Source organism: Mycolicibacterium grossiae, from assembly GCF_008329645.1.
Classification (GTDB): domain Bacteria; phylum Actinomycetota; class Actinomycetes; order Mycobacteriales; family Mycobacteriaceae; genus Mycobacterium; species Mycobacterium grossiae.
Genome location: NZ_CP043474.1, coordinates 74,200 through 100,613 on the forward strand (window position 1 = coordinate 74,200; position 26,414 = coordinate 100,613).

At 69.9% G+C, this 26,414-nt stretch carries 27 protein-coding genes and 1 tRNA gene; 14 read left to right on the plus strand and 14 right to left on the minus strand.

The annotated features are described in order from the left end of the window. The first annotated feature begins 182 nt into the window (after positions 1-182). The 3 genes from FZ046_RS00380 (at position 183) to FZ046_RS00390 (ending at position 2,138) form a co-directional block, all read left to right on the plus strand. Complete coding sequence (locus tag FZ046_RS00380; protein ID WP_246182871.1) at positions 183-701, plus strand: MarR family winged helix-turn-helix transcriptional regulator; 519 nt, start codon at positions 183-185, stop codon at positions 699-701. A 265-nt stretch (positions 702-966) separates the two neighbouring features. Then, positions 967-1,854, plus strand: a complete 888-nt coding sequence (locus FZ046_RS00385; RefSeq protein ID WP_083297936.1) for a SigB/SigF/SigG family RNA polymerase sigma factor — start codon at positions 967-969, stop codon at positions 1,852-1,854. Between the two features lie 92 nt (positions 1,855-1,946). Further along, positions 1,947-2,138 (plus strand): hypothetical protein, encoded by a 192-nt coding sequence (locus tag FZ046_RS00390; RefSeq protein WP_070351151.1) that lies wholly within the window; start codon positions 1,947-1,949, stop codon positions 2,136-2,138. Positions 2,139-2,263: 125 nt separating this feature from the next. Here FZ046_RS00390 and FZ046_RS00395 read toward each other — a convergent pair. The 5 genes from FZ046_RS00395 to FZ046_RS00415 all read right to left on the minus strand — a co-directional run bounded on the left by FZ046_RS00395 (position 2,264) and on the right by FZ046_RS00415 (position 6,582). Next, positions 2,264-2,336 (minus strand) — tRNA-Ala (locus FZ046_RS00395). A 62-nt stretch (positions 2,337-2,398) separates the two neighbouring features. Then, positions 2,399-3,544 carry a divisome protein SepX/GlpR gene (gene sepX, locus FZ046_RS00400; protein WP_070351150.1) on the minus strand — a complete coding sequence of 382 codons (1,146 nt, stop codon included), beginning with the start codon at positions 3,542-3,544 and terminating at the stop codon, positions 2,399-2,401. 134 nt (positions 3,545-3,678) lie between these two features. Then, positions 3,679-4,308 (minus strand): GNAT family N-acetyltransferase, encoded by a 630-nt coding sequence (locus FZ046_RS00405; RefSeq protein WP_070351232.1) that lies wholly within the window; start codon positions 4,306-4,308, stop codon positions 3,679-3,681. Between the two features lie 36 nt (positions 4,309-4,344). Further along, positions 4,345-5,616 (minus strand): molybdotransferase-like divisome protein Glp, encoded by a 1,272-nt coding sequence (glp, locus tag FZ046_RS00410; RefSeq protein ID WP_070351149.1) that lies wholly within the window; start codon positions 5,614-5,616, stop codon positions 4,345-4,347. A 51-nt stretch (positions 5,617-5,667) separates the two neighbouring features. Next, positions 5,668-6,582, minus strand: a complete 915-nt coding sequence (locus FZ046_RS00415) for a UTP--glucose-1-phosphate uridylyltransferase (protein ID WP_070351231.1) — start codon at positions 6,580-6,582, stop codon at positions 5,668-5,670. Positions 6,583-6,648: 66 nt separating this feature from the next. Here FZ046_RS00415 and FZ046_RS00420 point away from each other — a divergent pair, with 66 nt between their 5' ends. The 4 genes from FZ046_RS00420 to mscL all read left to right on the plus strand — a co-directional run bounded on the left by FZ046_RS00420 (position 6,649) and on the right by mscL (position 9,009). Continuing rightward, a complete protein-coding gene (locus FZ046_RS00420) occupies positions 6,649-7,251 on the plus strand; it encodes a 5-formyltetrahydrofolate cyclo-ligase (protein ID WP_070351148.1) in 603 nt (200 codons plus the stop codon). A gap of 99 nt (positions 7,252-7,350) precedes the next feature. After that, the gene (locus FZ046_RS00425; RefSeq protein WP_083297934.1) at positions 7,351-7,731 is read left to right on the plus strand and encodes an FmdB family zinc ribbon protein; all 381 of its coding nucleotides are present in this window, start codon (positions 7,351-7,353) and stop codon (positions 7,729-7,731) included. 64 nt (positions 7,732-7,795) lie between these two features. Further along, positions 7,796-8,458: an SAF domain-containing protein gene (locus FZ046_RS00430; RefSeq protein WP_070351146.1), complete on the plus strand. Its 663-nt coding sequence runs from the start codon at positions 7,796-7,798 to the stop codon at positions 8,456-8,458. A gap of 98 nt (positions 8,459-8,556) precedes the next feature. Further along, positions 8,557-9,009, plus strand: coding sequence for a large-conductance mechanosensitive channel protein MscL (gene mscL / locus FZ046_RS00435; RefSeq protein WP_070351145.1), 453 nt, complete (start codon positions 8,557-8,559; stop codon positions 9,007-9,009). Between the two features lie 89 nt (positions 9,010-9,098). Here the strand turns inward: mscL and FZ046_RS00440 are convergent, their stop codons facing one another. From FZ046_RS00440 to rpmF, 7 genes are all read right to left on the minus strand, one after another. Beyond that, positions 9,099-9,734, minus strand: coding sequence for a porin MspA (locus FZ046_RS00440; RefSeq protein WP_070351144.1), 636 nt, complete (start codon positions 9,732-9,734; stop codon positions 9,099-9,101). 374 nt (positions 9,735-10,108) lie between these two features. Next, positions 10,109-10,267: a hypothetical protein gene (locus FZ046_RS27195; RefSeq protein WP_099045785.1), complete on the minus strand. Its 159-nt coding sequence runs from the start codon at positions 10,265-10,267 to the stop codon at positions 10,109-10,111. 148 nt (positions 10,268-10,415) lie between these two features. Beyond that, entirely contained in the window at positions 10,416-10,952 is a 537-nt protein-coding gene (locus FZ046_RS00445) for a MogA/MoaB family molybdenum cofactor biosynthesis protein (protein WP_083297933.1), read from the minus strand. 29 nt (positions 10,953-10,981) lie between these two features. After that, on the minus strand, positions 10,982-12,334 hold the full coding sequence (locus FZ046_RS00450; protein ID WP_070351143.1) for a S1C family serine protease: 1,353 nt from the start codon (positions 12,332-12,334) through the stop codon (positions 10,982-10,984). Positions 12,335-12,506: 172 nt separating this feature from the next. Then, positions 12,507-14,000: a HAMP domain-containing sensor histidine kinase gene (locus tag FZ046_RS00455; RefSeq protein ID WP_083297932.1), complete on the minus strand. Its 1,494-nt coding sequence runs from the start codon at positions 13,998-14,000 to the stop codon at positions 12,507-12,509. After that, positions 14,000-14,686 carry a response regulator transcription factor gene (locus FZ046_RS00460; RefSeq protein ID WP_070351142.1) on the minus strand — a complete coding sequence of 229 codons (687 nt, stop codon included), beginning with the start codon at positions 14,684-14,686 and terminating at the stop codon, positions 14,000-14,002. Before FZ046_RS00460 ends, FZ046_RS00455 begins: the two co-directional genes overlap by 1 nt. Positions 14,687-14,743: 57 nt before the next feature. After that, the gene (rpmF, locus tag FZ046_RS00465) at positions 14,744-14,917 is read right to left on the minus strand and encodes a 50S ribosomal protein L32 (RefSeq protein WP_070351228.1); all 174 of its coding nucleotides are present in this window, start codon (positions 14,915-14,917) and stop codon (positions 14,744-14,746) included. 317 nt (positions 14,918-15,234) lie between these two features. Between rpmF and FZ046_RS00470 the strand changes: the two genes are divergently transcribed. The 7 genes from FZ046_RS00470 (at position 15,235) to FZ046_RS00500 (ending at position 24,349) form a co-directional block, all read left to right on the plus strand. Then, the gene (locus FZ046_RS00470) at positions 15,235-16,875 is read left to right on the plus strand and encodes an acyclic terpene utilization AtuA family protein (RefSeq protein WP_328514934.1); all 1,641 of its coding nucleotides are present in this window, start codon (positions 15,235-15,237) and stop codon (positions 16,873-16,875) included. Then, on the plus strand, positions 16,872-18,020 hold the full coding sequence (locus tag FZ046_RS00475; protein WP_070351140.1) for an acyl-CoA dehydrogenase family protein: 1,149 nt from the start codon (positions 16,872-16,874) through the stop codon (positions 18,018-18,020). The genes FZ046_RS00470 and FZ046_RS00475 overlap by 4 nt, the downstream gene beginning before the upstream one ends. Further along, positions 18,017-19,612 carry an acyl-CoA carboxylase subunit beta gene (locus tag FZ046_RS00480; protein WP_070351139.1) on the plus strand — a complete coding sequence of 532 codons (1,596 nt, stop codon included), beginning with the start codon at positions 18,017-18,019 and terminating at the stop codon, positions 19,610-19,612. The genes FZ046_RS00475 and FZ046_RS00480 overlap by 4 nt, the downstream gene beginning before the upstream one ends. Positions 19,613-19,688: 76 nt before the next feature. Beyond that, complete coding sequence (locus tag FZ046_RS00485) at positions 19,689-21,644, plus strand: ATP-binding protein (protein WP_070351138.1); 1,956 nt, start codon at positions 19,689-19,691, stop codon at positions 21,642-21,644. Between the two features lie 64 nt (positions 21,645-21,708). Next, a complete protein-coding gene (locus FZ046_RS00490) occupies positions 21,709-22,866 on the plus strand; it encodes an acyl-CoA dehydrogenase family protein (RefSeq protein WP_070351137.1) in 1,158 nt (385 codons plus the stop codon). Beyond that, positions 22,866-23,636: an enoyl-CoA hydratase family protein gene (locus FZ046_RS00495; protein ID WP_070351136.1), complete on the plus strand. Its 771-nt coding sequence runs from the start codon at positions 22,866-22,868 to the stop codon at positions 23,634-23,636. Before FZ046_RS00490 ends, FZ046_RS00495 begins: the two co-directional genes overlap by 1 nt. 134 nt (positions 23,637-23,770) lie before the next feature. After that, entirely contained in the window at positions 23,771-24,349 is a 579-nt protein-coding gene (locus tag FZ046_RS00500) for a DUF1707 SHOCT-like domain-containing protein (RefSeq protein WP_070351135.1), read from the plus strand. A gap of 75 nt (positions 24,350-24,424) precedes the next feature. On the opposite strand, the gene FZ046_RS00505 is transcribed toward FZ046_RS00500, so the two are convergent. Both FZ046_RS00505 and FZ046_RS00510 read right to left on the minus strand, forming a co-directional pair. Beyond that, positions 24,425-25,222 carry a hypothetical protein gene (locus FZ046_RS00505; protein WP_125939637.1) on the minus strand — a complete coding sequence of 266 codons (798 nt, stop codon included), beginning with the start codon at positions 25,220-25,222 and terminating at the stop codon, positions 24,425-24,427. Beyond that, positions 25,107-26,057: a hypothetical protein gene (locus FZ046_RS00510; RefSeq protein ID WP_070351134.1), complete on the minus strand. Its 951-nt coding sequence runs from the start codon at positions 26,055-26,057 to the stop codon at positions 25,107-25,109. Before FZ046_RS00510 ends, FZ046_RS00505 begins: the two co-directional genes overlap by 116 nt. Positions 26,058-26,414: the final 357 nt, after the last annotated feature.

Here is a 26,414-nt window from a genome sequence, read left to right on the forward strand (position 1 = left end):
GACGCTTGAGGGACCACCGTCCGGGGTATGACGGGCTGTCACGGAATCCGATGCCCCTGATCGGCCACTGGTGGGATACCGTGCGCATCGCATGATTGACGCCGACGACAGTCGGTAGGCAGTGACCACGACGCCGCAACGGCGCCGGTACGGACGAGGAGGGTCGGGGGAAGGGAGTCGGCATGACCGAGCGTGTGATGCCCACCGACGGCCGCCGAGGATTGATCCGTGACATCGCCTTCACGGTGCGCGCCATGCTGAGCGAGTCCGACCGGCTGTCACAGGCCTTCGCCAGCGCACACGGCATGTCGGTGAGCGACTTCCGTGCGTTGCTGCACGTGGTCGTCGCCGAGAACGAGGGCACGCCGCTCGCCGCAAGCGATCTACGGCGGCGGCTCAACGTCTCCGCCGGCGCCGTCACCTACATCATCGACCGCCTGGTGCGCTCGGGACACGTGCACCGTGAGGCACACCCCGCGGACCGCCGCAAGGTCATCCTGCGGTACTCCGAGCAGGGTTTTCAGCTGGCGCAGACCTATTTCGCACCGATCGGCGAGCAGTACCGCGACGCCCTGTCCGACCTACCGGACGACGACCTGAACTGCGCCGAACGCGTCCTGGGCGCATTACTCGACGCGATGCGCGGACCGGGCACGCCGGCTGCCAACAGCGGTCCTTCCGACGAACGTGCCGTCCAGTAACCGAATCATTTCCGCGTTTCACCAGTTCAGACTTTGAAGGGGTTTCGTCCGTCCGAAGAACCGCGTAGCGTGGTCGACAGGTCGAGACACGGCCTTCACACCGTTTAGTGACGAGCGGGACCAGTCAGCCGCTGGGGACTCCACGACGGAGCCGCGCTGAGGACACAACGCCTTTCCGGGTTTCACCCAGTGTTTGAGTACTTCTATCCGCCTTCGCGGATGCGATGCAGCTCGCCGCTGCATGCGGAAAGGGAGGTTCACTCCCATGAACGCCACGCTGACCCTGACCCACGAGCCCACCCACGACGTGATCGACGTAGATCTCACTGATGGGCAGGCCGAACCGACCCTTCCCACGACGGCCACCTCGGCACCGCGCGGCACGACGACGTCGCGCCGCCGCGACGACTACGCCGACGTGCTCGAAATGTTTCAGCACCTCGCCACGCTCGAGGTAGGCACCACGGCGCATCAGCGCCACCGTGACCGCATCATCGAGCGGTGCATGCCGATGGCCGATCACGTTGCGCTGCACTTCGATCGGCGCGGCGAGGCGCTCGACGATCTGATCCAGGTGGCACGCGTCGGGCTGCTGAACGCGGTGCGACGGTTCGACCCCGCCCTGGGCTCGCCGTTCATCGCCTTCGCCATTCCCACCATGATGGGCGAGGTGCGCCGGCACTTCCGCGACCACGCGTGGACGATGCACGTCCCGCGACGGATCCGCGATCTGCACGTGCAAATCAGCCGCGCCACAACGGATCTCACCCAGGTGCTGGGGCACGCCCCGACGCCTACCGAACTCGCCAAGTACCTCGACACCGACCGCGACGTCGTCGTGGAGTGCCTGGTCTCGGCCGAGGCGTACAACTTGCGCTCGCTGGACGCGCCGATCGGCGACGAGGGCGGCCGGCCGCGGATGGTGGCCGACGTGGTGGGACAGAATGACGAGCGCCTCGAGCACGTCACCAATCGGGAGGCGTTGCGCCCGTTGCTTGCCGCGTTGCCGCAGCGCGACCGCGACGTCCTGGAGATGCGCTTCTTCGAGTCGATGACGCAGAGCCAGATCGCCGAGAAGATCGGCACGTCGCAGATGCAGGTGTCGCGGATCCTCTCGCGCATTCTCGGCGAACTCCGCGAGCAGCTGCGGTAGGTGTGACGCACCTCAACCGCGCGCGAGGTTAATCCTCGGGTCGCGGAGGGCATCTAGGAAGTTCAGCCGATCGGACCAGTGAAGGAGGAATCATGGCCGCATCGACTCGACGCACCGGAGAACCCCGGTACACGGGCAACTACGTCACCCGCCGCACCGTCGTGCTCCCCGGTTCCAAGGGAACGATCTCGGGTACCGCGATCAACGACTGGCTCGACGAGAACGGCGACCCCATCTACGGACGCGACGAAGCCGACGAGCCCGTGGAGAGCACGCGCTGCTGAGCATCGAGCAGCCCTGACGCTTCGAGACTGCGGGGAGAACGCGATCCACACCGGATCCGCGATCTCCCCGCAGTGTCGTGTGTGGGGAACGCGGTGGTGTCGGCGTCAGGACGAGAGTCCAGAAGTGGAGCTATGGGGAATCGAACCCCAGACCTACTCGATGCGAACGAGTCGCGCTACCAACTGCGCCATAGCCCCTAGTGCCGGTACAGGCTATCAGCCCTGCGGCCGTGGGAGAAAACGCGAGGTCATCGGGCGGTTCACTGCCCCGCGGCGAGCGGCAGATCGTAGGTGCGGGAGAACGGCACGTAGTCGAGGTGCTCGAAGACCGGGTCCTCGTCGTCGATTTCCAACACGACCGATCCGGGCCGGCGCAGCCGCTCCGGAACCACCTCGAACTCCGGGTCGTCGGTGTTCTCCACCCCCAGCCGCGACCGGGAGAGCCGCTGCGCACGGCGCCGCCGCAACTGCTCCTCGATGCGGGTCTGCCGGCGCAGGTAGGCCAGGTACAGCACCGTGACGGCACCGACCGCGCCGCAGACGTACCACAGCGCACCGGAGACGAAGAATGCCGCGACGCCGCTGAGCAGCACCAGGGTGCCCATCGCCAGCAGCATGCGCTTGCGGAAGGCGAACTTGCGCTCCCGCACGGCGGCGGCGGTCTTGGACTCGAAGCGGTCGCGTCGCGGTGCCGCCGGACGGCCCAGGCGCGCGTCGTCCTCGCCGTCGTCGGGCGTCTCGAGGCCCGACGAGTCGTCGACGTACTCGTAATCGTGGTCGGTCCCGTCGCGGTCGGTTCCGTCCTGCGCGGTCCGACCGGCGACCGCCGCGGCGGGCTCGGCGGCCGGCGCCTCCGCAACGGGCGCGGCCGTCTTCCCGGCCGTCTCCTCTGCCGTGTCGGAGTCGGCGTCGGAGAAGTCGGCGTCGGCGGGGGTCCGGATGGCCGCGGTGACGGGACCGGCCTCGACCACCGGTTCAGGTGCGGTGCGCGGCGCGTCGAAGTCGAGCGGCAGCTGCGGATCCTCACGGCGGGGCTGGGTGGCCCCCACCGGCAGCGCCCCGGAGTCCATCTCCACGACGTCGACGTCGAGGTACTCGGACTCCTCGGACTCACTGCTGGCGGCCAGCACGATCGTCTTGCGCGGCGCCGTGACGCCGTCGTCGCCCTCGAAGTCGTCCTCGGCCTCGTCCGACGGCTGCCAGTGCGGATCGCTGTAGTGTCCGGCGGCCGGTCCGCGGCGGCGCAGCAGGCGGGCGCTGCGGCCGGTGTTGAGGACGCGGGTGGCGAGCGCGACGTCACTCGTACGGCGCACGGTGTCGCGCTTGCTGATCAGCATCGGCACGAGCACGAAGAGCCACAGCACGACGAGGGAGATCCAGAGCAGGGATTGGGGGATGCTTGGCATGGTGGCCGGCTCCTTTCCCCTTCAGGCTAGGTCTGCTGACCAGCGCATCGAGGGGAGACGCGCCGAGGACAATTACACACCTGTGATTCGTCGTTTCCAAGCACATTCGTCACTCAAGTCACAACTGCAACAGTTCACGCCCAGTCGGCCCGCCCGGCCCGCACCAGCGCGGACGTCGCCGACGTCTGCATCTCCTCGACCGTGAGCGCCACCAGCAGATGATCGCGCCACGCACCGTCGACCTCGAGATAGCGGCGCAGCAGCCCCTCCTCGCGGAACCCGGTCTTGGCCAGCACGCGGCGGCTCGGCGCGTTCTCGGGTCGTACCGTGGCCTCGATGCGGTGCAGCATCACCGGCCCGAACCCGTGATCCAGACCAAGGGCGAGTGCCGCGGTCGCCACTCCCCCGCCGGTCACCGCGCGCGCCACCCAATAGCCGATCCATGCCGACCGCAGCGCCCCGTGGGTGACGTTGCCCAAGGTCAGCTGGCCGCAGAACTCGCCGTCGAGTTCGATCGCGAACGGCAGCATGCGCCCCTTGCGCGCCTCGGCCCGCAACCCCGAGCAGATCGACGGCCACGACGTCACCGAATGCCGTGTCTCCCAGTCCACTTCGGCCACCGGCTCCCAGGGCTCGAGATGTGCGCGGTCGGTGAGCCGGATGCGGCTCCACACCGCGCCGTCGCGCAGCCGGACCGGGCGCAACCGCACCAGCCCGGCGGGGACGCGCAACGGCCCCGCCGGCCGCGGCCAGCCGGGATGCATCGCACTCGAGCGGAACACGTCGCGGTCCGGGGTCGGTCAGCCGCGCTGCGCCAGGAAGGCGACGTCGACGATCTCGCCGGTGCGGACCTCCTCGGTCTCGCTGGGCACCGTGACCAGGCAGTTGGCCTCCGCCAGCGTCGCCAGCAGGTGCGACGAGGCCCCGGGCGCGCCACCGAGCGCCTGCACCAGGTACTCGCCGGTGTCCTGGTCGCGCATCAGCTGCCCGCGCAGGAAGCCCTTGCGTCCCGCGACCGACGTGATCGGCGACAGCGCGCGGGCCTGCACGACGCGACGCATCGGCTGCCGCTTGCCCAGCGACATCCGGATCAGCGGACGCACCATCACCTCGAACACCACCAGGGCGCTCACCGGGTTGGCCGGCAGCAGGAACACCGGCACGCCGTCGCGGCCCAACTGCCCGAAGCCCTGCACGGAGCCGGGATGCATCGCGATGCGGGCCACCTCCATGTCGCCCATCTCGCCGAGCACCGTGCGGACGCTCTCGGCGGCCGCGCCGCCCACGGCGCCGGCGATCACCACGATCTCGGCCCGGTTCACCTGCCCCTCGACGACGTCGCGCAGCGTCTTGGGATCGGTGTCGACGATGCCGACGCGATTGACCTCGGCACCAGCGTCGCGGGCCGCCGCCGCGAGGGCGTAGGAGTTGACGTCGTAGACCTGTCCGTTGCCGGGCGTGCGGGAGATGTCGACCAGTTCCCCGCCGACGCACAGCACCGAGAGCCGCGGCCGCGGGTGCACCAGCACCCGCTCGCGACCCACCGCCGCCAGCAGCCCCACCTGCGCGGCGCCGATGATCGTGCCGGCGCGCACCGCGACGTCACCCGGTTGCACGTCGTCTCCGGTGCGCCGAACGTACGCGCCCGAGCGGACGCTGCGCAGCACGCGCACCCGCGCGTCGCCGCCGTCGGTCCAGCGCAGCGGCAGCACCGCGTCGGCGAGCGTCGGCATGGGCGCACCGGTCTGCACGCGCGCAGCCTGGCGTGGCTGCAGCCTGCTCGGGGTGCGCGCGCCCGCCTCGATCAGCCCCATCACGGGCAGCACGATCTCCTGCACGCGCGCCGGGCCGCCATCGTCGGCGGTGTCGCCGATCGGTTCTGCGCCCAACACGTCGACGCTGCGCACCGCGTAGCCATCGATCGCGGCCTGGTCGAAGCCGGGTAGCGGCCGTTCGGTGACGACCTCCTCGGCGCACATCAATCCCTGCGCCTCGGCGATCGCCACGCGCACCGGCCGCGGCGCCACCGCCGCCGACGCCACGCGAGCCTGCTGCTCCTCCACCGAACGCACAGTGCGCCTTTCTGCTCTACCGAGGCCCGCCGTGCACTCCTGCGCGTCGCGTCAGCGTTCGGCGAGACCCAATCGCTCGACCAGCCAGCGCCTCAGGTCGGGGCCGTAGTCGTCGCGTTCCAACGCAAAGTCAACCGCAGCCTTGAGGTAGCCGCCGGGATTTCCCAAGTCGTGTCGAGAACCGCGGTGCACCACCACGTGGACCGGATGGCCCTCCTCGATCAGCAGGGCGATGGCGTCGGTCAGCTGGATCTCGCCGCCGACGCCCTTCTGCACCCGGCGCAGCGCGTCGAAGATCGCCCGGTCGAGCACGTAGCGACCGGCGGCCGCGTACGGCGACGGTGCGTCCTCGACCTTGGGCTTCTCGACCATGCCGTTGACCTTGAGCACGTTCGGATTGGCGGCGTCGGGCACCACCTCGACGTCGAACACGCCGTATGCGCTGATCTCGTCGGGCGGCACCTCGATCGCGCACAGCACCGACCCGCCGCGCTTGGCACGCACCTTCGACATGGTCTCCAGCACGCCGGTCGGCAGCACCAGGTCATCCGGCAGCAGCACCGCGATCGCGTCCTCGTCGGGCGAGAGCTTCTCCTCGACGCAGCCGACGGCGTGCCCGAGGCCCAGCGGCTGAGCCTGAACCACCGACTCGACCTTGATCAGCGCGGGCGCGCGCCGCACCTTCTCGAGCATCACCTGCTTGCCGCGTGCCTCGAGCGTGCCCTCGAGGATGAGGTCCTCGACGAAGTGCGCGACGACGCCGTCCTTGCCCTCCGAGGTCACGATGATCAGCCGCTCGCCACCGGCCTCCGCAGCCTCGGCCGCGACGAGTTCGATGCCGGGCGTGTCGACCACCGGCAGCAACTCCTTGGGCACCGTCTTGGTCGCGGGAAGGAAACGCGTACCCAGCCCAGCGGCGGGAACGACCGCGGTGCGCGGAATCGGCACCCGAGCCTGTGTCGTCATCGGGAACACCATAACGTCATCGGCTGCATACAACCCCCTAAGCGTCGAGTTCACACCGCAGGTGACATGGTTAGCCACGTGCAACCGGGTCAAACGGCGAAGGCACGCCTCCGCGAGGCCATCCTGCACGCCCGCCGCGCCGTCGACGGTGACCGACGCCGTGCCGAGGCGGCCGCCGTCGCGACCACACTGCGCGAACTCGTGGCCGAGGGTGCCACGATCTGCGCGTACGTCCCGGTCGGTTCCGAGCCCGGGTCTCTCGACGCCCTCGACGCACTGGTCGGACGAGGGGTCCGGGTGCTCCTGCCCGTCGCCCGCGAGACGTCCGACGGACCCGCGCCGCTGCAGTGGGGCGAATACCGGGCCGGCCGCCTGGTCGCGGCGCCGTACGGATTGCACGAGCCGGCGCCGCCGCACCTGCCGCCGGAGGCGATCGCGGAGGCCACCCTGGTCCTGGTGCCGGCGCTGGCGGTGGACCGCCAGGGCGCGCGGCTGGGGCGTGGCGCCGGGTTCTACGACAGAACGCTGCCCCTGGCGGCGGCGGGGGCGCGCCTGGTGGCCGTCGTCCGCGACGACGAGGTGCTCGACGAGATTCCCGCCGAACCTCACGACGTCCCGATGACCCACGTGGTGACACCGGGCCGGGGGCTTCAGCCGCTCGGGAAGTGACCGCGCCACCACCGCAGGGGAATTCACCGACCCGCGTGGCGGTTCTAGCACTTGCACCGGTAGAGTGCTAAGCAGTCTTGACCGTCTTCGGAGGTTCCCGTGCCCACCTATTCCTACGCGTGCACCGAATGCGACAACCGCTTCGACGTGGTGCAGGCGTTCACCGACGACGCGCTGACCACGTGCCCCAAGTGCAACGGCCGGCTGCGCAAGCTGTTCGGCAAGGTGGGCGTGGTGTTCAAGGGCAGCGGCTTCTACCGCACCGACAGTCGCGACTCGTCGTCGAAGTCCTCGTCCTCGGGTGAGTCGAAGAGCAGCGACTCGTCCTCCTCGTCCTCGTCGGACTCCTCGTCGAGCACCGGCTCGAACGGCTCGTCGGGGTCTTCGGGCTCCTCGGGGTCGGGTTCCTCCGGCTCGGGTTCATCGGGCTCGAGCAGCCCGGCGGCCGCGTCGTCGAGCAGTTCCACCAGCTCCAGTTAGGAGTTGTCCACAGGCCGCGCCCCGACCGCTGTTCGCCGTCGGCGGCGCTGGCTAGCGTGACGGTGTGGGGGAAGCGCTCGATCCGACGCCGTGGCACCGCATGCTCGCACTGCGGCCGGACTGGACCAGGACGGTCGCCGCACGGCGGGCCGTGGCGGGCGCCCTGGTCCTCCTCGCCGCCGCGGCGGCACTGCGTCCCAACCCGGCCGACGGACGCGTGGACGTCGTCGTCGCCGCCCGCGACCTCAACGCCGGTAGCGCGCTGACCGCTGACGACGTCCGGCTCGAACGCCATTCGGCGGCAACGACTCCCGATGGCGCACAACACGACCCTTCGGCTCTGGTCGGCATCACCCTGGCCGGGCCAGCACGCCGCGGCGAGGTGCTCACCGACGTCCGCGTCCTCAGTCCACGCCTGACCGGTGCCGCCGCCGGACCGGACGCCCGCATCGTCGCGCTGGATCTGGCCGATGCGGCGCTGCTCGACCTGTTGCGCGCAGGGGACGTCGTCGACGTCCTCGCGACGGCGCCCGTGCCACCCGGGGACGGTGCGGCGCCCGTTCCTCGGATCCTCGCCGCCGACGCCGTCGTGGTGACCGTCTCGGAGCGGTCGACGTCTCCCACGTCGGGCAGCCAACGCGTCGTACTGGTCGCGCTGCCGGCGCGTGCCGCCACCGAGGTGGCGGGGGCTTCCCTGACCCAGGCGATCACGCTGACGCTGCGCTGAACCCCGCCGTGATTCGAGACGCCGCGTCTGGCCGGCGGTACTAACGTGACTCGCCGGGGGGAGCCACCCACCCAACCACCGATGGGAAGGATCAGCACGTGCTCAAGGGTTTCAAGGAGTTCCTCGCTCGCGGCAACATCGTCGACCTGTCGGTGGCCGTGGTCATCGGCACCGCGTTCACCGCCTTGGTCAAGTCGTTCACCGACAGCATCATCACGCCGCTGACCAGTCGAATCGGCGCGAGCGGCACCGACGTCGGCATCCTGAAGATCAGCATCGGCGGTGGCCAGACGATCGACCTGAACGTGCTGGTGTCGGCGACCATCAACTTCGTCCTGGTGGCCGCGGTGGTGTACTTCCTGGTGGTCACGCCGTACAACCGGCTGCGCCGCAAGGGCGAGGTAGAGCAGGCCCAGGACACCGAGCTGAGCATCCTCACCGAGATCCGCGACCTGCTCGCGAACGGCGCGGCCGGCACGCCTGCGGTCACGGGGCCCGGCACCGGCCCGAGCCCGGACACGGCCAAGGTCACCAGCGCCGACAAGGACTGAGCCGCGCGTAGCGCACTGGACGGCACGCGCCCCGAAGACGACACAGCCCCCCGGCCGGAAGCCGGGGGGCTGTCTCGTTCAACCGAGGATCAGTTCATGTTCCAGGGCTCGCCGTAGGTCGTGACCGAGTCACCCGTGCTCGAGATGAGCCGGGCGAACGGACGCAGCAGCACACCACCGGCGGCACCGGTCACCGTGCCGTGCGCGTTGGACACCGCGACCGCACCCGAAGCACCCGAGACGTCGACGGAGAACGTGGCGACTTCCTGGATGCCGGGGCCGTTGCCCAGGTCAGCGCTGAAGGACACACCCGGGAACAGGTTCGGGGTGATGACCGACTCCAGGCCGAACGGCGGCTGGGTGATGTTGCCGTCGTCGATCAGGATGTTCGGCGTGGTGTAGGAGAAGTTGATGCCCACGCCCAGCGACCAGGGGAAGCCGATCTGGTAGCCCAGCTCCAGCGTGCCCTCGAACTCGTCGGCACCGGGGCCGGCGACGATGTACTTGGCCTTGCCGGAGTGGAACCACTCACGGGTCAGGCGGTTGCGGTCCAGCGGGAACACGCCGTTGAGGAACGTGTCCCACTGCTGGATGGTCAGCGTGCGGTCCTTGCCGTCAACGAGGCTCAGCTCGTTGTCGAGGCCTGCGTGAGAGGTGCCCGTGCTCGCGAACAACGCGGCTACGGCCGCGACCAGCGCAACCAGCACCCGACTGATTGCCTTCATGTTCTCCCTTTGCGTCGAAGGTGATCCGGCAGGCTCACCGCTGCTGTTCGGTGTGGGCTTACGGGTAAACCACACACCTCGAAAGAGGTCCATGTGGCCTGAATTAGAAAGCCCACATGTTGCTCTTACGAATTGCTCATCGTTGACAGCAGAAACATAACGGGGAGGCATCCCCCCGGCAACGCAAGGGTGTGGCGCGCTCTCAGCGAGACTTCAGGCGGGTCCGGCTTTGCTGGATTTCGACCGGCCGAAACGGAGGACTCGGCACGACCGCCCACCACTCGGACATCGGTGCCGGTCGCGTACCGAAGGTATGCGGCCGCGTCGGTACCCGGGGCGAAGGGGGCGCGCTTCGCTCGGTGGATCGGTGCTGGTCAGCCGTGGTGCGGCGGCACGTTGTCGCGCAGCCAGCGATCGCGTTCGGCGTCGTCGGCGGGGTGGCTGTCGTCACGCTCGTCACTGGTGATATTGGGAATCGATTCGCCGAAAATCTTGTTAACTGCATCCCTCGATGGGCGGTCACCTTCGCTCACGGGACCCCTTTCGTGTGATGAACATCACAATTGGTGCGGTGTGCGGGTTCATCTGGTGTTAACGCAGGACATCAGAGTGACGCACGTGGTGCGGACAGCACGACGCCGACGGACCCGGATCGGGGCCGCCGGCGTCGGGCGATGCTTCTCAGATCTCCAGGCTGGACAGCTGGCCGATGATCTGGCCAGCCAACGGGCCCAGTGTGGCCATGCCGTCACGCACGGCGCCGCGCGAGCCGGCGATGTTCACGACCAGCGTGCTGCCCGAGACACCGGCCAGTCCCCGGGAGACGCCGGCGTCGATGATGCCGGCCGACAGCCCGGACGCCCGCAGCGCCTCGGAGATGCCGAGCAATTCGCGGTCGAGGATCGTGCGCGTGGCCTCCGGTGTGACGTCGCGGGGCGTGACGCCCGTGCCGCCCACCGAGATCACCAGGTCGACGCCTCCGATGACGGCGGTGTTCAACGCGTTGCGGATCTCGATCTCGTCGGCGGACACGACCACGACGCCGTCCACCACGAATCCGGCCTCGCCCAGCAGCTCGGTGACCAGCGGACCGCTGTGGTCCTCTTCCCCGTGTGCGGTGCGATCGTCCACGACCACGACCAGAGCGCGGCCCACCAACTCCGACGGCTGTTCCATGATGCCAACCGTATATGCCGCCAGTGACGGCGGTGCGACCATCCTGAGCCCGGGCGTTCCCGGCGCGATCGTCACTGCTGCGCCTTGCCGAGCGTCACCTGCACGGTCTGCGGCTTGCCCGACGGATCGAGGTAGGTGAGCGTCACCTGCTCACCCGGGGCCTTGGAGCGCACGGCCGCGACGAGGGCGTCGGCGCTGCCGATTGCACGGTCGTCCACCTTGGTGACGGTGACGCCGGTGGGCAGCCCCGCCGCCGCGGCGGCGCCGCCGGCCGTGACGTCGACGATCTTCGCGCCGTCGACCGTCGCGTCGTTGCCCACCTGCACGCCGAGGGAGGCGTGCGATGCGGTGCCGCTCTTGATGAGTTCGTCGGCGATCCGCTTGGCCTGGTCCACCGGGATGGCGAAGCCGAGGCCGATCGAGCCGCTCTGCGACTGACCCGCGGAGTCGCCGCCCAGGGTGGCGATCGCGGAGTTCACGCCGACCAGCTCGCCGTTCATGTTGACCAGCGCTCCACCGGAGTTGCCGGGGTTGATCGCGGCGTCGGTCTGGATGGCGTCGAGCACGGTGTTCTGGTTCTTGGCGTCACCGCCTGCCGCCACCGGGCGGTTGAGCGCGCTGACGATGCCCGTGGTCACCGTGCCCTCCAGCCCGAGCGGCGAGCCGATGGCGACGACGTCCTGGCCCACCCGAAGGTTGGCCGACGAGCCGAGGGTGATCGGCGTCAGGCCCGAGGCGCCGTCGGCGCGCACCACGGCGATGTCGCTGCTGGGGTCGGTACCCACGACGGTGAACGACGTGGTGTTGCCGTTGGAGAACGTCACCTTGGTCTGCACGGCGCCGCCGCCGGGGCCACCGTCCTTCGCGGCCGCGACGACGTGGTTGTTGGTCAGGATCAGGCCGTCGGAGGACAGGATGATGCCGGAGCCCTCCTCGGAGGCACGGCCCATGTCGGTCTCGAGCTTCACGACGCTGGGCACCACCTTGGCGGCCACCTGCTCGACCGAACCGGCGGGCAGGCTCGCGGCGGGCTCGCTGGGCGCCGCACCGCCGAGCGACGACGACAGCGACGGCCGATCGGGCTGCACCAGCGTGGCGACACCGCCGCCGATGCCGGCGGAGACGAGCGCGATGGCGAGCGCACCGACCGTCAACGCTCCTGCGCGCGAACGCTTCCGCGGTTCCTGCGTGCCCGGCATGACGCGGGTCTGCGGGCCGGCGGCATAGGGGTCGTGCGGACCCCGATAGGCGTGCTGCTGGGTACCGTGCTGCTGGGTCGCGTGCTGTTGGGTCGCGTAGCGCCAGTCGTAGCCAGGAGGTGGCGACGTGGGGCGCGCCGGGTAGCCGGCGTTCGCGGAATCGTAGGCACCGGGACGACTGCCCGGAGGCGGCGGCGGGGGTGTGTACCTCGGGTGGTTCGTCATCTGCTTCTCGGCGCTCTTCCTTCGAGTCGGTGCGTGGGTCGAACGGTGTTACACGTGGTGAACGATTCGCCGAACCCGACAGTGCCCGCCGGGGCTGAGAATCGACTTAGAGATCAATAGGCATCGCCACGGAGTTCCCCCCTCACCGCCGTCGTGGACACCGCCGGTGAGATCACCCATTCTCGGTGCCGTGGCCGACGGCGTCCACCGCTGCGTCCGCGCGTGTCGCCACGGGTCGGCCGGGAAGCACCACGTGGATGGCCGCGCCCGGATTCGGCTGGCCCGGCGCCGTGTCCTCGATCCACAGCGTCCCACCATGTTTGAGGACGACCTGCTTGACGATCGCGAGGCCCAGCCCCGAGCCGGGCATGGCGCGCGCGGGCATCGAGCGGTAGAAGCGCTCGAACACCAGGCCCCGCTCCTCGGGCGGGATGCCCGGACCACGGTCGGCGACCACCAGCTGCGCATTCACGGGATCGACCTGGATCAGCCGCACACTCACCGTCGCACCCGGAGGACTCCACTTGGCGGCGTTGTCGAGCAGGTTGAGCACCGCGCGCGACAGGCCGGCCTGGTCGCCGTACACCTGCCAGCCCTCCGCGACGACGTCGAAGTCGATGTCGTTGCGCCGGCGGCGGGCCCGCTCGAGGCTGTTGTCGATCACCACGGACATGTCGACCGGCTCGTGCACGGCGACGCCCTCGTCGTCACGCGTGAGGTCCACCAGGTCACCCACCAGCGTGGAGAGTTCCTCGATCTGGGCGATGACGTCGGCGCGCAGTCCGGCCATCTCCTCGTCGGGCAGCCGTGGCGCCCCCGGCGCCATGGCGGCCATGAGCAGCTCGACGTTGGTGCGCAGCGACGTCAGCGGCGTCCGGAGTTCGTGGCCGGCGTCGGAGACCAGCCGCGCCTGGCGCTCCCGGGACTCGGCGAGCGCACGCAACATCATGTTGAACGCCTCGGTCAGGCGCGCGAGTTCGTCGCTGCCGTGCACGGGGATCGGCCGGAGGTCGTCGGTGCGCGCGACGCGTTCGGCCGCCTGGGTGAGGCGCGCGACCGGCCGTAGTCCGGTGCGGGCCACCGTCCCGCCGGCGATCGCCGCCACCGCCATGCCGAGGCCGCCGACGATGAGCAGGATGGTGCCCAGCCGTTTGAGCACCTTGCTGGTCGGTTCCATGCTCTTGGAGATCAGCAGCGAGCTGCCGTTGTTCAAGTGATAGGCCAGTACGCGCTGGAAGTTGACCGAGCGCAGCGACATGAGGAGTTTGCCCTCGATGACGTCGCGCTCGGGTTGGCCCAGCGGCAGCGTCTGGCCCTCCTGATTGGCCGTGTAGATGGAGCGCCCCGGGTTGACCAGCATGGCGTTGACGTCGGAGTAGGCGGTGCCCTCGATCGCCTTGCCCGGATCGGCGGCCAGCGAGCCGCTCTCGATCAGCAGCCGCGCGCGGCTCTGCAGCTGGGTGTCGACCTCCTGGTACAGCGCCCGCGACACCACCACGTACACCGCGACGGCCATCAGCACGACGACCATCGCGACCATCGACATCGCGAGCAGCATCACCCGCCAGCGCAGCGAGACCGAGCTGGCGTCGTGCAGGGAGTCGCCGTGCTCGGCCGGGGTGGGCAGTCCGAGGCCGAACCGCCGCCGCGAGGTCTTCACACCCATCAGGGCGGCGTCTCGCGCAGCACGTAACCCACGCCGCGCACGGTGTGGATCAGGCGCGGCTCCCCTTCGGCCTCGGTTTTACGACGCAGGTATCCGACGTAGACCTCGAGCGCGTTGCCCGACGTCGGGAAGTCGAAGCCCCAGACCTCCTCGAGGATGCGGCTGCGGGTGAGCACGCGGCGGGGATTGGCGATCAGCATCTCCAGCAGCGAGAACTCGGTGCGGGTCAGGCTGATCGGGCGTTCGCCGCGCATGACCTCACGGGTCACCGGGTCGAGGCTGAGGTCGGAGAACCGCAGGGCCACCGACTCGGACGGCTCGTCGGGCGAGGTGCGGCGCAGCAGCGCCCGCATCCGGGCGAGCAACTCCTCCAGGGCGAACGGCTTGGGAAGGTAGTCGTCGGCGCCGGCGTCGAGGCCGGCGACGCGCTCGGACACCGAGTCGCGGGCGGTCAGCACCAGGATCGGCAGGTCGTCACCCGTGCTGCGGAGTCGGCGACAGACTTCGAGGCCGTCGAGACGCGGCATCATCACGTCGAGGACCACCGCATCCGGGCGGTCGTTGGTGATGGATTCGAGGGCTTCGACGCCGTCCTGCGCCAGGTCGACGGAGTAGCCGTTGAACGACAGCGACCGGCGCAGGGATTCGCGCACGGCGCGGTCGTCGTCGACAACCAGTATTCGCACAGGCACAGTCTCAACCCCTCGTCTGAGAGGGGGCTGAGAGGCGCGCCGCGGGAATGGTTAGCGGCGGTCCAGGTCGATCAGGCCCAGACGGGCGGCCTTGAGCAGGCGACGCGGCACCTTGTGCTGCTGGCCGGCGACCGACACGCTGACGAGACCGGTTTCCTTGGCCTTCCACTGCGCGCGCCGGCTACGGGTGTTCGCGCGCGACATCCTGCGCTTGGGCACAGCCATGACGAGCATCTCCTTGATCAGGGGTGTTGCCGCGTACACGACAGCGGCCAACGGTTGCGTCTCAGGATAGCGGTGAGCAGCGTCGTCGCCAAAACCGGCGCCGTCGGCCACGGGCGCTGCCCGACGGCGCCGACACTCCCGCGACACCCCTTGACTCGTTACCGGTGGTATCGGCTAACGTACCGCCCTACCGGTTGGTTGAACCGTCGACGTCGATGGGAGCGTGGGTGTCCGCAGGGCAGAACGGCACCGGGGCACGTCCCGGACCAGTGCGGATCGGCAATTGCTCGGGCTTCTACGGCGACCGGCACGCCGCGATGCGCGAGATGCTCTCCGGCGGCGAGCTGGACTACCTGACCGGCGACTACCTCGCCGAGCTGACCATGCTCATCCTCGCCCGCGACCGCGCCAAGTCCCCCGACCGCGGCTACGCCAAGACGTTCCTCACCCAGCTCGAGGACGCGCTCGGGCTGGCGCTCGAGCGCGGCGTCCGGATCGTGGCCAACGCCGGCGGACTCAACTCCGCCGGGCTCGCGACCGCGGTGCGCGCGCTGGCCGAGCGGCTGGGCCTCGACGTCACCGTGGCGCACGTCGAGGGCGACGACCTCGTCGCGCGGGCGGACGAGCTGGGCTTCGGTCCGGTCCTCGCCGCCAACGCCTACCTGGGCGCCTGGGGCATCGTCGACTGCCTGAACGCCGGAGCCGACGTGGTCGTCACGGGCCGCGTCACCGACGCGTCGGTGATCGTCGGTCCCGCCGCCCACCACTTCGGCTGGTCGGCCACCGACTACGACGCACTGGCCGGCGCCGTCGCGGCGGGCCACGTGATCGAGTGCGGCACCCAGGCCACCGGCGGCAACTTCGCGTTCTTCACCGAGGTGCCCGACCTGCTGCACGCCGGGTTCCCGTTCGCCGAGATCGACGCCGACGGATCGTCGGTGATCACCAAGCACCCCGGCACCGGCGGGCTGGTCGACGTCGACACCGTCACCGCGCAGCTGCTCTACGAGATCGGCGGCGCGCGCTACGCGAATCCCGACGTGACGCTGCGCCTCGACAGCGTGGCCCTGAGCCAGGAGGGCCCCGACCGGGTGCGGATCGGCGGCGTCCGGGGCGAGGCGCCGCCGCCGACGCTGAAGGTCTCGCTGAACTTTGTCGGCGGGTTCCGCAACGCGATGACCTTCGTGCTCACCGGCCTCGACGTCGACGCGAAGGCCGACCTGGTGCGGCGCCAGCTCGAGGCGTCGCTGCGCACCCGTCCCGCCGAGCTGGAGTGGACGCTGGCCCGCACCGACCATCCCGACGCGGACACCGAGGAGGCCGCCAGCGCACTGCTGCGCTGCGTGGTGCGCGACGCCGATCCCGCGGTGGTGGGACGCCAGTTCTCCTCCGCCGCCGTCGAACTCGCGCTGGCCAGCTACCCCGGCTTCACCACCACGGCGCCACCCGCCGACGGCCAGGTGTACGGCGTGTTCACGCCCGGCTGGGTCGACGCAGCCGCGGTGCCGCACGTCGCGGTGCATCCCGACGGCACCCGCGTCGACGTGCCGCCGGCCGCCGACACGCGCGCGCTCGCACCGGTCGACGAACCCGACCTGCCGCCCGCGCCGCCGGCCGGGCCCACCCGCCGGGTGCCGCTGGGCACCATCGCCGGCGCACGCAGTGGCGACAAGGGCGGTGATGCCAACGTCGGCGTGTGGGTCCGCGAGCCGGAGCACTGGCCGTGGCTGGTGCACGCACTGACCGTCGACCGGCTGCGCGAACTGCTGCCGGAGACCGCGGATCTCACCATCACCCGGCACGTGCTGCCCAACCTGCGCGCCGTCAACTTCGTCATCGAGGGCATCCTCGGGCGCGGCGTGGCCCATCAGGCGCGCTTCGACCCGCAAGCCAAGGGGCTCGGCGAATGGCTGCGCGCCCGACACGTCGACGTCCCGGAAGGACTGTTTCGGACATGAGCATCTGGACCACCCCCGAACGCGAGTCGCTGCGCAAGACGGTGCGCACCTTCGCCGAACGCGAGATCCTCCCCCACGTCGACGAGTGGGAGCGCGCCGGCGAACTGCCGCGCTCGCTGCACGTCGCGGCCGGCGAGGCCGGGCTGCTGGGCGCCAACCACCCCGAGGAGGTCGGCGGCGGGGGCGGCGACGGCGCGGACGCCGTGGTGATCTGCGAGGAGCTGCATCAGGCCGGCGTGCCCGGCGGCGTCTTCGCCTCGCTGTTCACCTGTGGCATCGCGCTGCCGCACATGATCGCCTCCGGCGACGAGCGGCTGATCGACACCTATGTGCGACCCACGCTGCGCGGCGAGAAGATCGGCTCGCTGGCCATCACCGAACCGGGCGGCGGCTCCGACGTCGGGCACCTCACCACCCGCGCCGACCGCGACGGCGACCACTTCGTCCTCAACGGCGCCAAGACCTACATCACCTCCGGCGTGCGGGCCGACTTCGTGGTGACCGCCGTCCGCACCGGCGGCCCCGGCGCGGCCGGGGTGTCGCTCGTCGTGGTCGACAAGGGCACGCCCGGCTTCACGGTGAGCCGCAAGCTGGAGAAGATGGGCTGGCGGTCCTCGGACACCGCCGAGCTGTCCTACGTCGACGTCCGCGTGCCGGTCGAGAACCTCGTCGGCGCGGAGAACAGCGGCTTCTTCCAGATCGCCAGCGCCTTCGTCTCCGAGCGCGTCGGTCTGGCCGCGCAGGCGTACGCCAGCGCGAAACGCTGCCTGGACATCACCGTGCAGTGGTGCCGTGACCGGGAGACCTTCGGCCGGCCGCTGATCTCACGGCAGTCGGTGCAGAACACCCTCGCCGAGATGGCCCGCCGGATCGACGTCGCCCGCGTCTACACCCACGCCCTGGTCGAACGTCAGCTCGCCGGCGAGACCAACCTCATCACCGAGGTGTGCTTCGCCAAGAACACCGCCGTCGAGGCCGGCGAGTGGGTGGCCAACCAGGCCGTCCAGTTGTTCGGCGGCATGGGGTACATGGCCGAATCCGAGGTCGAGCGGCAGTACCGCGACATGCGCATCATCGGCATCGGCGGCGGCACCACCGAGATCATGACCGCGCTGGCGGCCAAGACGCTGGGGTACCAGGCGTGACCGCGCTGCGGTCGGTGCTCGACACCGCCTCCCCCGCCTTCACCGAGGCCGCCGAGGTGATGGCGGCCAAGCTGGCCGACCTGGAGACCGAACACGCCAAGGCGCTGGCCGGCGGCGGCGCCAAGTACGTCGACCGGCACCACGCGCGCGGCAAGCTGACCGCCCGGGAACGCGTCGAGCTGCTCGTCGACCCGGACTCCCCATTCCTCGAGCTGAGCCCGCTGGCGGCGTGGGGCAGCGACTTCACCGTCGGCGCCAGCGTCGTCGTCGGCATCGGCGTGGTCGAGGGCGTCGAGTGCCTGATCGTGTCGAACGACCCGACGGTCAAGGGCGGCACCAGCAATCCGTGGACGCTCAAGAAGATCCTGCGCGGCAACCAGATCGCCCGGGAGAACCGCCTTCCGGTGATCTCGCTCGTCGAATCCGGCGGTGCGGACCTGCCGACGCAGAAGGAGATCTTCATCCCGGGCGGCCGGATGTTCCGCGACCTGACGCAACTGTCGGCGGCCGGCATCCCGACCATCGCGCTGGTGTTCGGCAACTCCACCGCGGGTGGCGCCTACATCCCCGGCATGAGCGACCACGTCGTGATGATCAAGGAACGCTCCAAGGTGTTCCTGGCCGGACCCCCACTGGTCAAGATGGCCACCGGCGAGGAGTCCGACGACGAGTCGCTCGGCGGCGCCGAGATGCACGCGCGCGTCTCGGGTCTCGGTGACTACTTCGCCGTCGACGAACTCGACGCGATCCGCATCGGCCGGCGCATCGTCGCACGGCTGAACTGGCACAAGCAGGGGCCGACGCCGGCGCCGGTGCGCGCGCCGCTGTTCGATCCCGAGGAACTGATCGGCATCGTGCCCGCCGACCTGCGCATCCCGTTCGACCCCCGCGACGTCATCGCCCGGATCGTCGACGGGTCGGATTTCGACGAGTTCAAGCCGCTCTACGGCGGCTCGCTGGTGACCGGGTGGGCGCGATTGCACGGGTATCCGATCGGCATCCTGGCCAACGCCCGCGGGGTGCTGTTCAGCGAGGAGTCGCAGAAGGCCACCCAGTTCATCCAGCTGGCGAACCGCTCGGACACACCACTGTTGTTCCTGCACAACACCACCGGCTACATGGTGGGCCGCCAGTACGAGGAAGGCGGCATGATCAAGCACGGCTCGATGATGATCAACGCCGTCTCGAACTCGACGGTGCCGCACATCTCGCTGCTGATCGGCGCCTCCTACGGCGCGGGCCACTACGGCATGTGCGGCCGGGCCTACGACCCGCGATTCCTGTTCGCCTGGCCGAGTTCGAAGTCGGCGGTCATGGGCGGCACGCAGCTCGCGGGCGTGCTGTCGATCGTCAGCCGGGCGGCCGCCGAGGCGCGCGGGCAGGAAGTCGACGAGGACGCCGACGCCGCACTGCGCGCGGCCGTCGAGGCACAGATCGAAGCCGAGTCGCTGCCGACGTTCCTGTCCGGCCGGCTCTACGACGACGGCGTGATCGACCCGCGCGACACCCGGACGGTGCTCGGCCTGTGCCTGTCCGCCATCGCCAGCGGTCCGATCGAAGGGACGTCGAACTTCGGCGTCTTCCGGATGTGAGTGCCCCGGTGATTTCGGCGCGCTTTCATTCGGTCAGCGGCGGTTACCGCGCCGAAATCGCGAGAAAGGTGACCCGATGATCGCCAAGGTGTTGGTGGCGAACCGCGGCGAGATCGCCCGCCGCGTGTTCAGCACGTGCCGCCGGCTCGGCATCGGCACGGTCGCGGTGTACACCGAGCCCGATGCGGCCAGCCCGCACGTGGCCGAGGCCGACGACCGCGTCCGGCTCGAGGGCCGCAACGGCTACCTCGACGCAGCGCAGCTGATCGCCGCGGCGACGGCCGCCGGGGCCGACGCGGTACATCCCGGCTACGGATTCCTCTCGGAGAACGCCGAATTCGCGGCGGCGGTGCAGGCCGCGGGGTTGACCTGGATCGGCCCGCCCGTGCCGGCCGTCCAGGCCATGGGCAGCAAGATCGAGGCCAAGAAGATGATGGCCGCGGCCGACGTGCCGGTGCTCGCCGAACTGGACCCCGAGACCGTCACCGCCGACCAGCTGCCGGTGCTCATCAAGGCCTCGGCGGGCGGCGGCGGACGCGGCATGCGCGTGGTGCACGACCTCGCCGAACTGCCCGGGCAGGTCGAGGCCGCACGCCGCGAGGCGCAGTCGGCGTTCGGAGACCCGACGGTGTTCTGCGAGCGGTACCTCGCGGCGGGTCACCACGTCGAGGTGCAGGTGATGGCCGACGCGCACGGCACGGTGTGGGCCGTCGGCGAGCGCGAGTGCTCGATTCAGCGCCGCCACCAGAAGATCGTCGAGGAGGCGCCGTCGCCGCTCGTCGAGCGCACCCTCGGCATGCGCGAGAAGCTGTTCGAGGCGGCACGGCTGGCGGCCCGGGCGATCGACTACACCGGTGCGGGCACCGTCGAGTTCATGGCCTCCGACTCGGGGGACTTCTTCTTCCTGGAGATGAACACCCGGCTGCAGGTCGAACACCCGGTCACCGAGGAGACCACCGGCCTGGACCTCGTCGCGCTGCAACTCGAGGTCGCCGACGGCGCCCGCCTGGCCCCCGAACCGCCTCCGGCGCACGGCCATTCGATCGAGGTCCGGCTGTACGCCGAGGATCCCGCGAAGGACTGGCAGCCCCAGGCCGGTCCGGTGCATCGCTTCGACGTCCCCACGGCCCGGGCGGAGTTCACCACCCTGGGGACCGTGGGCGTGCGCGTCGACACCGGCGTGGTCGACGGGTCGGAGGTGTCGATCTTCTACGACCCGATGCTGGCCAAGGTCATCTCCTACGCGCCGACCCGCCGGCAGGCCGCGGCGGTGCTGGCCGACGCGCTGACGCGTACCCGGCTTCACGGCATCACCACCAATCGCGACCTGCTGGTGAACGTGCTGCGCCACCCGGCGTTCCTCGACGGCGCGACCGACACCGCCTTCTTCGACACGCACGGGCTGGCGACGCTCGCGGCGCCGGTGGCCGCCCCGAACGCGACGCGACTGGCCGCGGTGGCCGCGGCACTGGCCGACGCCGCGCACAACCGTGGCAGCGCAACGGCACTCGGCGGCCTGCCGAGCGGCTGGCGCAATCTCGCGTCGGGGTATCAGGTGAAGCGCTATGCCGACGCGTCGGGTGACGACGTCGAGGTCCGGTATCGCTTCACCCGCGGTCGCCTCGACCTGCCCGACGATCCCGACGTCACCCTGGTGCACGCGTCGCCGCAGACGGTGGTGCTCGCCGTCGGCGGCGTCGAGCGCGCATTCCACGTCGCGACCTACGGCGCGACGTCCTTCGTCGACGGTCCGCTGGGGGCGGTGCGCCTCGCGGTGCAGCCGCGCTTCGGCGATCCGGACGCGGCCGTGGCGCAGGGTTCGCTGCTGGCGCCGATGCCGGGGTCGGTGGTCCGCGTCGGCGCCGCCGTCGGCGACCGCGTGACGGCGGGCCAGCCGCTCATCTGGCTGGAGGCCATGAAGATGGAGCACACCATCGCCGCGCCGGGTGACGGCGTGCTCGCCGAACTGAACGTCGGCGCCGGCCAGCAGGTCGACGTCGGCACCGTCCTCGCCCGCGTCGAGGACGCGTGACCCCCACACCCGAACCACACCTGAACCCGTACCCGAACACACGCCTGAACCACGAGGAGAAACGATGAGCTTCGTCGAAACCGAGGAACAGAAGGAACTGCGCAAGGCGGTGTCGCAGTTCGCGGCGGCCTACGGCCAGGACTACTACCTGGAGAAGGCGCGCGCCGGGCAGCACACCGACGAACTGTGGAGCGAGGCGGGCAAACTCGGCTTCATCGGTGTCAACCTGCCCGAGGAGTACGGCGGCGGCGGCGCCGGCATGTACGAGCTGAGCCTCGTCATGGAGGAGATGGCCGCCGCCGGTTCGGCGCTGCTGATGATGGTGGTGTCGCCGGCGATCAACGGCACGATCATCAGCAAGTACGGCACCGAGGAGCAGAAGCGGCGCTGGATCCCCGGCATCGCCGACGGCACCATCACGATGGCCTTCGCGATCACCGAACCGGACGCCGGCTCGAACTCGCACCGCATCACCACGACCGCGCGCCGCGACGGCAGCGACTGGATCCTCTCCGGCCAGAAGGTGTACATCTCCGGCGTCGACCAGGCGCAGGCCATCCTGGTCGTCGGCCGCACCGAGGAAGCCAAGACCGGCAACCTCAAGCCCGCCCTCTTCGTCGTGCCGACCGATACCCCCGGACTCAGCTGGACGAAGATCGACATGGAGATCGTCAGCCCGGAGTTCCAGTTCCAGGTGTTCCTCGACGAGGTGCGGCTGCCGTCCAACGCGCTGGTCGGCTCGGAGGACGCGGCGATCGCGCAGCTGTTCGCCGGGCTGAACCCCGAGCGCATCATGGGCGCGGCGAGCGCCGTCGGCATGGGTCGCTTCGCGCTCCACAAGGCCACCGAGTACGTCAAGACGCGGCAGGTGTGGAAGACGCCCATCGGCGCGCACCAGGGCATCTCGCATCCGTTGGCGCAGAACCACATCGAGGTGGAGCTGGCCAAGCTGATGATGCAGAAGGCCGCGGCGCTGTACGACCTCGGCGACGACGGCGGCGCCGCCGAGGCGGCCAACATGGCGAAGTACGCGGCAGGTGAGGCGTCGGTGCGCGCCGTCGACCAGGCAGTGCAGTCGCTCGGCGGCAACGGTCTGACCAAGGAGTACGGCATCGCGTCGGTACTCACGGCCTCGCGCCTGGCCCGCATCGCACCGGTCAGCCGGGAGATGATCCTCAACTTCGTCGCGCAGACGTCGCTGGGCCTCCCCCGGTCGTACTGATGAGCACCCTGGTCCGGTACGCGGCGGAGTCGGGCGTCGCCCGCCTGACGCTCGACTCGCCGCACAACCGCAACGCGCTGTCGAGCGCCCTGGTCGCGCAACTGCACGACGGGTTGTCCCGGGCCGCGGCCGATCCCGACGTGCGCTGCGTGGTCCTGGGCCACGAGGGCGGCACGTTCTGTGCGGGAGCGGATCTCAGCGAGGCGGCCGGTCGCGATCCTGGCGAACTCGCCGTCGACCGCGCGCGGGAGATGACGCGGACGCTGCGGGCGATCCTCGAGCTGCCGGTGCCGGTGATCGGTGCGATCGACGGACACGTGCGCGCCGGAGGTCTGGGGCTGGTGGGCGCCTGTGACGTCGTCGTGGCCGGGCCGTCGAGCACGTTCGCGCTGACCGAGGCGCGCATCGGGGTGGCGCCGTCGATCATCTCGTTGACGCTGTTGCCGAAGATGACGGCGCGGGCGGCGGGCCGCTACTTCGTCACCGGGGAGAAGTTCGGCGCCGCCGAGGCCGAGGCGATCGGTGTCGTGACGCTGGCGTCCGACGACGTCGCGGGCACCGTCGCCGCACTCGCCGCCAACGTCGCCAAGGGGTCGCCGCAGGGCCTCGCCGAGTCGAAGGCGCTGACGACCGCCGCGGTACTGGAGTCGTTCGACCGGCACGCCGAAACGCTGACCCGACGGTCCGCCGAGCTGTTCACCTCCGACGAGGCGCGGGAGGGAATGATGGCGTTCCTGGAGAAGCGGCCGCCGCGGTGGACACCGGCCTGAGCCCACTGCCAGCAAAAACATAGCTGATCTAAGGTTTGTCGCGGAGGCTTTGCGGCAACGCTTCGCGCATGGATTCCATGAAGGTTTCCGCCCGCCCCTTGCATGTCACGAGGTTCGTCGTAGGCTCGACGTTGATGAGCACACCAGCGTCGCGCAACGGGTCGATGCGCGTTGCCGACACCGACCGGATCCACGTTGCTCAGCTGCTGACCGAAGCCGCCTCCCAGGGCCGGCTGGACATGCCCGAGTACGAGCAGCGCTTGACGAAGGCGTACGCCGCGCAGACCTACGGCGAGCTGGAACGCCTGAGCCAGGACCTTCCGGACGTCGCCACGCCGACGCGCAGCGGCGGCGCCTGTCACCCCGCCCCCTCGACGGTGCTGCTCGCGATCATGAGCGGCTTCGAGCGGCGCGGCCGGTGGAACGTGCCGAAGCGGTTGACGTCCTTCGCGTTGTTCGGCGGCGGTGTCATCGATCTGCGCTACGCCGACTTCACCTCCCCCGACGTGGAGATCCACTCGTATTCGATCTTCGGCGGGCAGACCATCCTGCTGCCGCCCGAGGTGAACGTCGACGTCCACGGCATCGGCGTGATGGGCGCCTTCGATCACGTCGGCGAGACCGGCTCGCCCGGTGCGCCGTGCGTGACCATCCGCGGCTTCTCGCTGTGGGGCAGCGTCGGCATCAAGCGCAAGAAGCGCAAGGCCGCCTGACCCGGCACACTCCTCGAGCCCTTGACGAACATCGGCCCCTTCCGTTTCGGAAGGGGCCGATGTGCGTCTGGTGGGTTACTCCCCGCCGCCGCTGCTGCCGGAGCCGCCGCTGCTGCTGGATCCGCTGCCGGAGCCGCCGGTGCTGCCGCTGTCCGTGCCGCCACCGGAGGTGGCGCCGGCACCGGCCGCACCGCCGCCGGTCACGTGATTGACCACGGCCTGCGCGATGTCGCCGAGGATGCCCCAGCTGCCGGAGCCGTTGTTGCCGCCACCCCCACCCGGGATGATGATCTCCGGCTCGACCTTGTTACCGCTCTTGACGTTGGTCTCCTCGGCCGCCGGCTCCGCCTCCTTCGTCTTGGTAGACGACGTGGACTTCGCGGGCTCGGGAGCCGGGGCGGGCGCCGGGGCCGACACGGCCTCAGCCGGAGCCGACGAGCCAGACGTAGAGGTCGTCGTCGATGCCGGCGCCGGGGTCGATGCCGGTTCGGCAGCAACTTCCTGGACCGGGGCCGTCTGGACCGGGGCTTCGACCTTGGCCGACCTGGCCGCGACCTGAGTGGTCACCTCGGGGGTCTTCTCCTCGGCCTTCGGCTCGGTGGACGCCACCCGAAGGGTGGCCGTGGGCTCCTCGTCGTCCGGCGGCGGCGACACCGGGTCGCCCTCCTCCTCCGGCACCGGGCCGGCGAGCAGGTAGCGCACGACCCCGGAGATGCCGTTGTCGAAGAACTCGTTGATGATGTTCGTCTGATTCGGATCACCGGCGGCCCCGGCGAGCAGGCGCGTACGAACGACCTGCGAGATGCCGCCCCCGAAGAAGTCGTTGATGGTCTGCTTCTGCGTCGGGTCCGCCGTGCTGTCGACGAGCCGCACCCGGGCGATCTCGGAGAAGCCACCGTCGTAGAGCTGGTCGAGCGTGGCCTGCTGGTCCGGGCTGATGCCGGTGCCGACGATCTGGTTTGTAGAGGACGCCGAAGGCGCCGCGACGGGCGGGGTTCGAGTTGCCGACCAGAACCGGCGGGCTGTCCGGGTCCTCCGGATCGCTGAGGATCGGGTCGCCGTTCTCATCGACGGCCACGACGGCCTGCGAGTTGTAGATCGTCGGCGCGTTGAAGAACGTGTCGATGATGCGGCGCTGGTCGATGCTCAGGCCGGTGCCGACGATGAAGTTGTAGGCCAGGCCGGAGAAGCCGTTCTGGCTGATGTTCGCCCCACCGTCGTCATTGACCGACTGGCCGAACAACGTGTTGATGAAGAACCGCTGCTGCGGGTCGCCGTTGAACGCCAGCAGCCGGTAGCGCACCAGCTCGCTGAGGCCCTGGTTGAAGAAGATGTTGATCTGCGCGTTCGTCACGGGGTCCGCGCCGTAGCGGGTCAGGAAGATCCGGGCGACCTCGGAGAAGCCCGACCCGAACAGCCCGTCGATGACCTCGAGCGCCTGCGGATCGTTGACGTTCGCGTTCTGCAGCAGCTGCTGCACGACGCCGGCGACGCCGGTGGTGCCCGAGTTGTCCGGGTCGCCGGGGAACTGGCCGAAGAACGTGTTGATCAGATCGCGGGTGTCCGCCGTCAGCGCCAGCTTCTCCTCGGTCTTCTGCGCGACGCGCACCTCTCCCGGCGACATCGGCGGCGCGATGGCCACCGTGGCCGCGACGGCGCCGGCTGCAGCAAAGGCGACACCAGCGGTGACGAACGGGCGAAGTGCCATGTGAATCCCCCTCGGAACGGAAAGCGGCGTGGGTGGTGGCTATCCGGCGCGCAGAGCATCTGAGAGCAACCTGAGAAGACAATAAACCCTCGCGCAGAATTTTGCCACGGCTCCGTCAAAACTCGGTTCCGAAATGGTTGCGCAGCACGATGGGCCACTCGTCCGGCGATGGGGACGAATAGTGGCGTAGTTCCGAACCCTTCGGATGAATGCCAGTACAGCGCGCGTTTAGCGGCCGCAGGGCATACCCGGCGACGGTCTTCTTCAACCCATCGACGTACGCACGGAGCAATTGCCGAAAACGGCTCGCCCGAAATGTTGCCCGCAGCTAACGAAAGTTAACTGGCGGAAATGGCA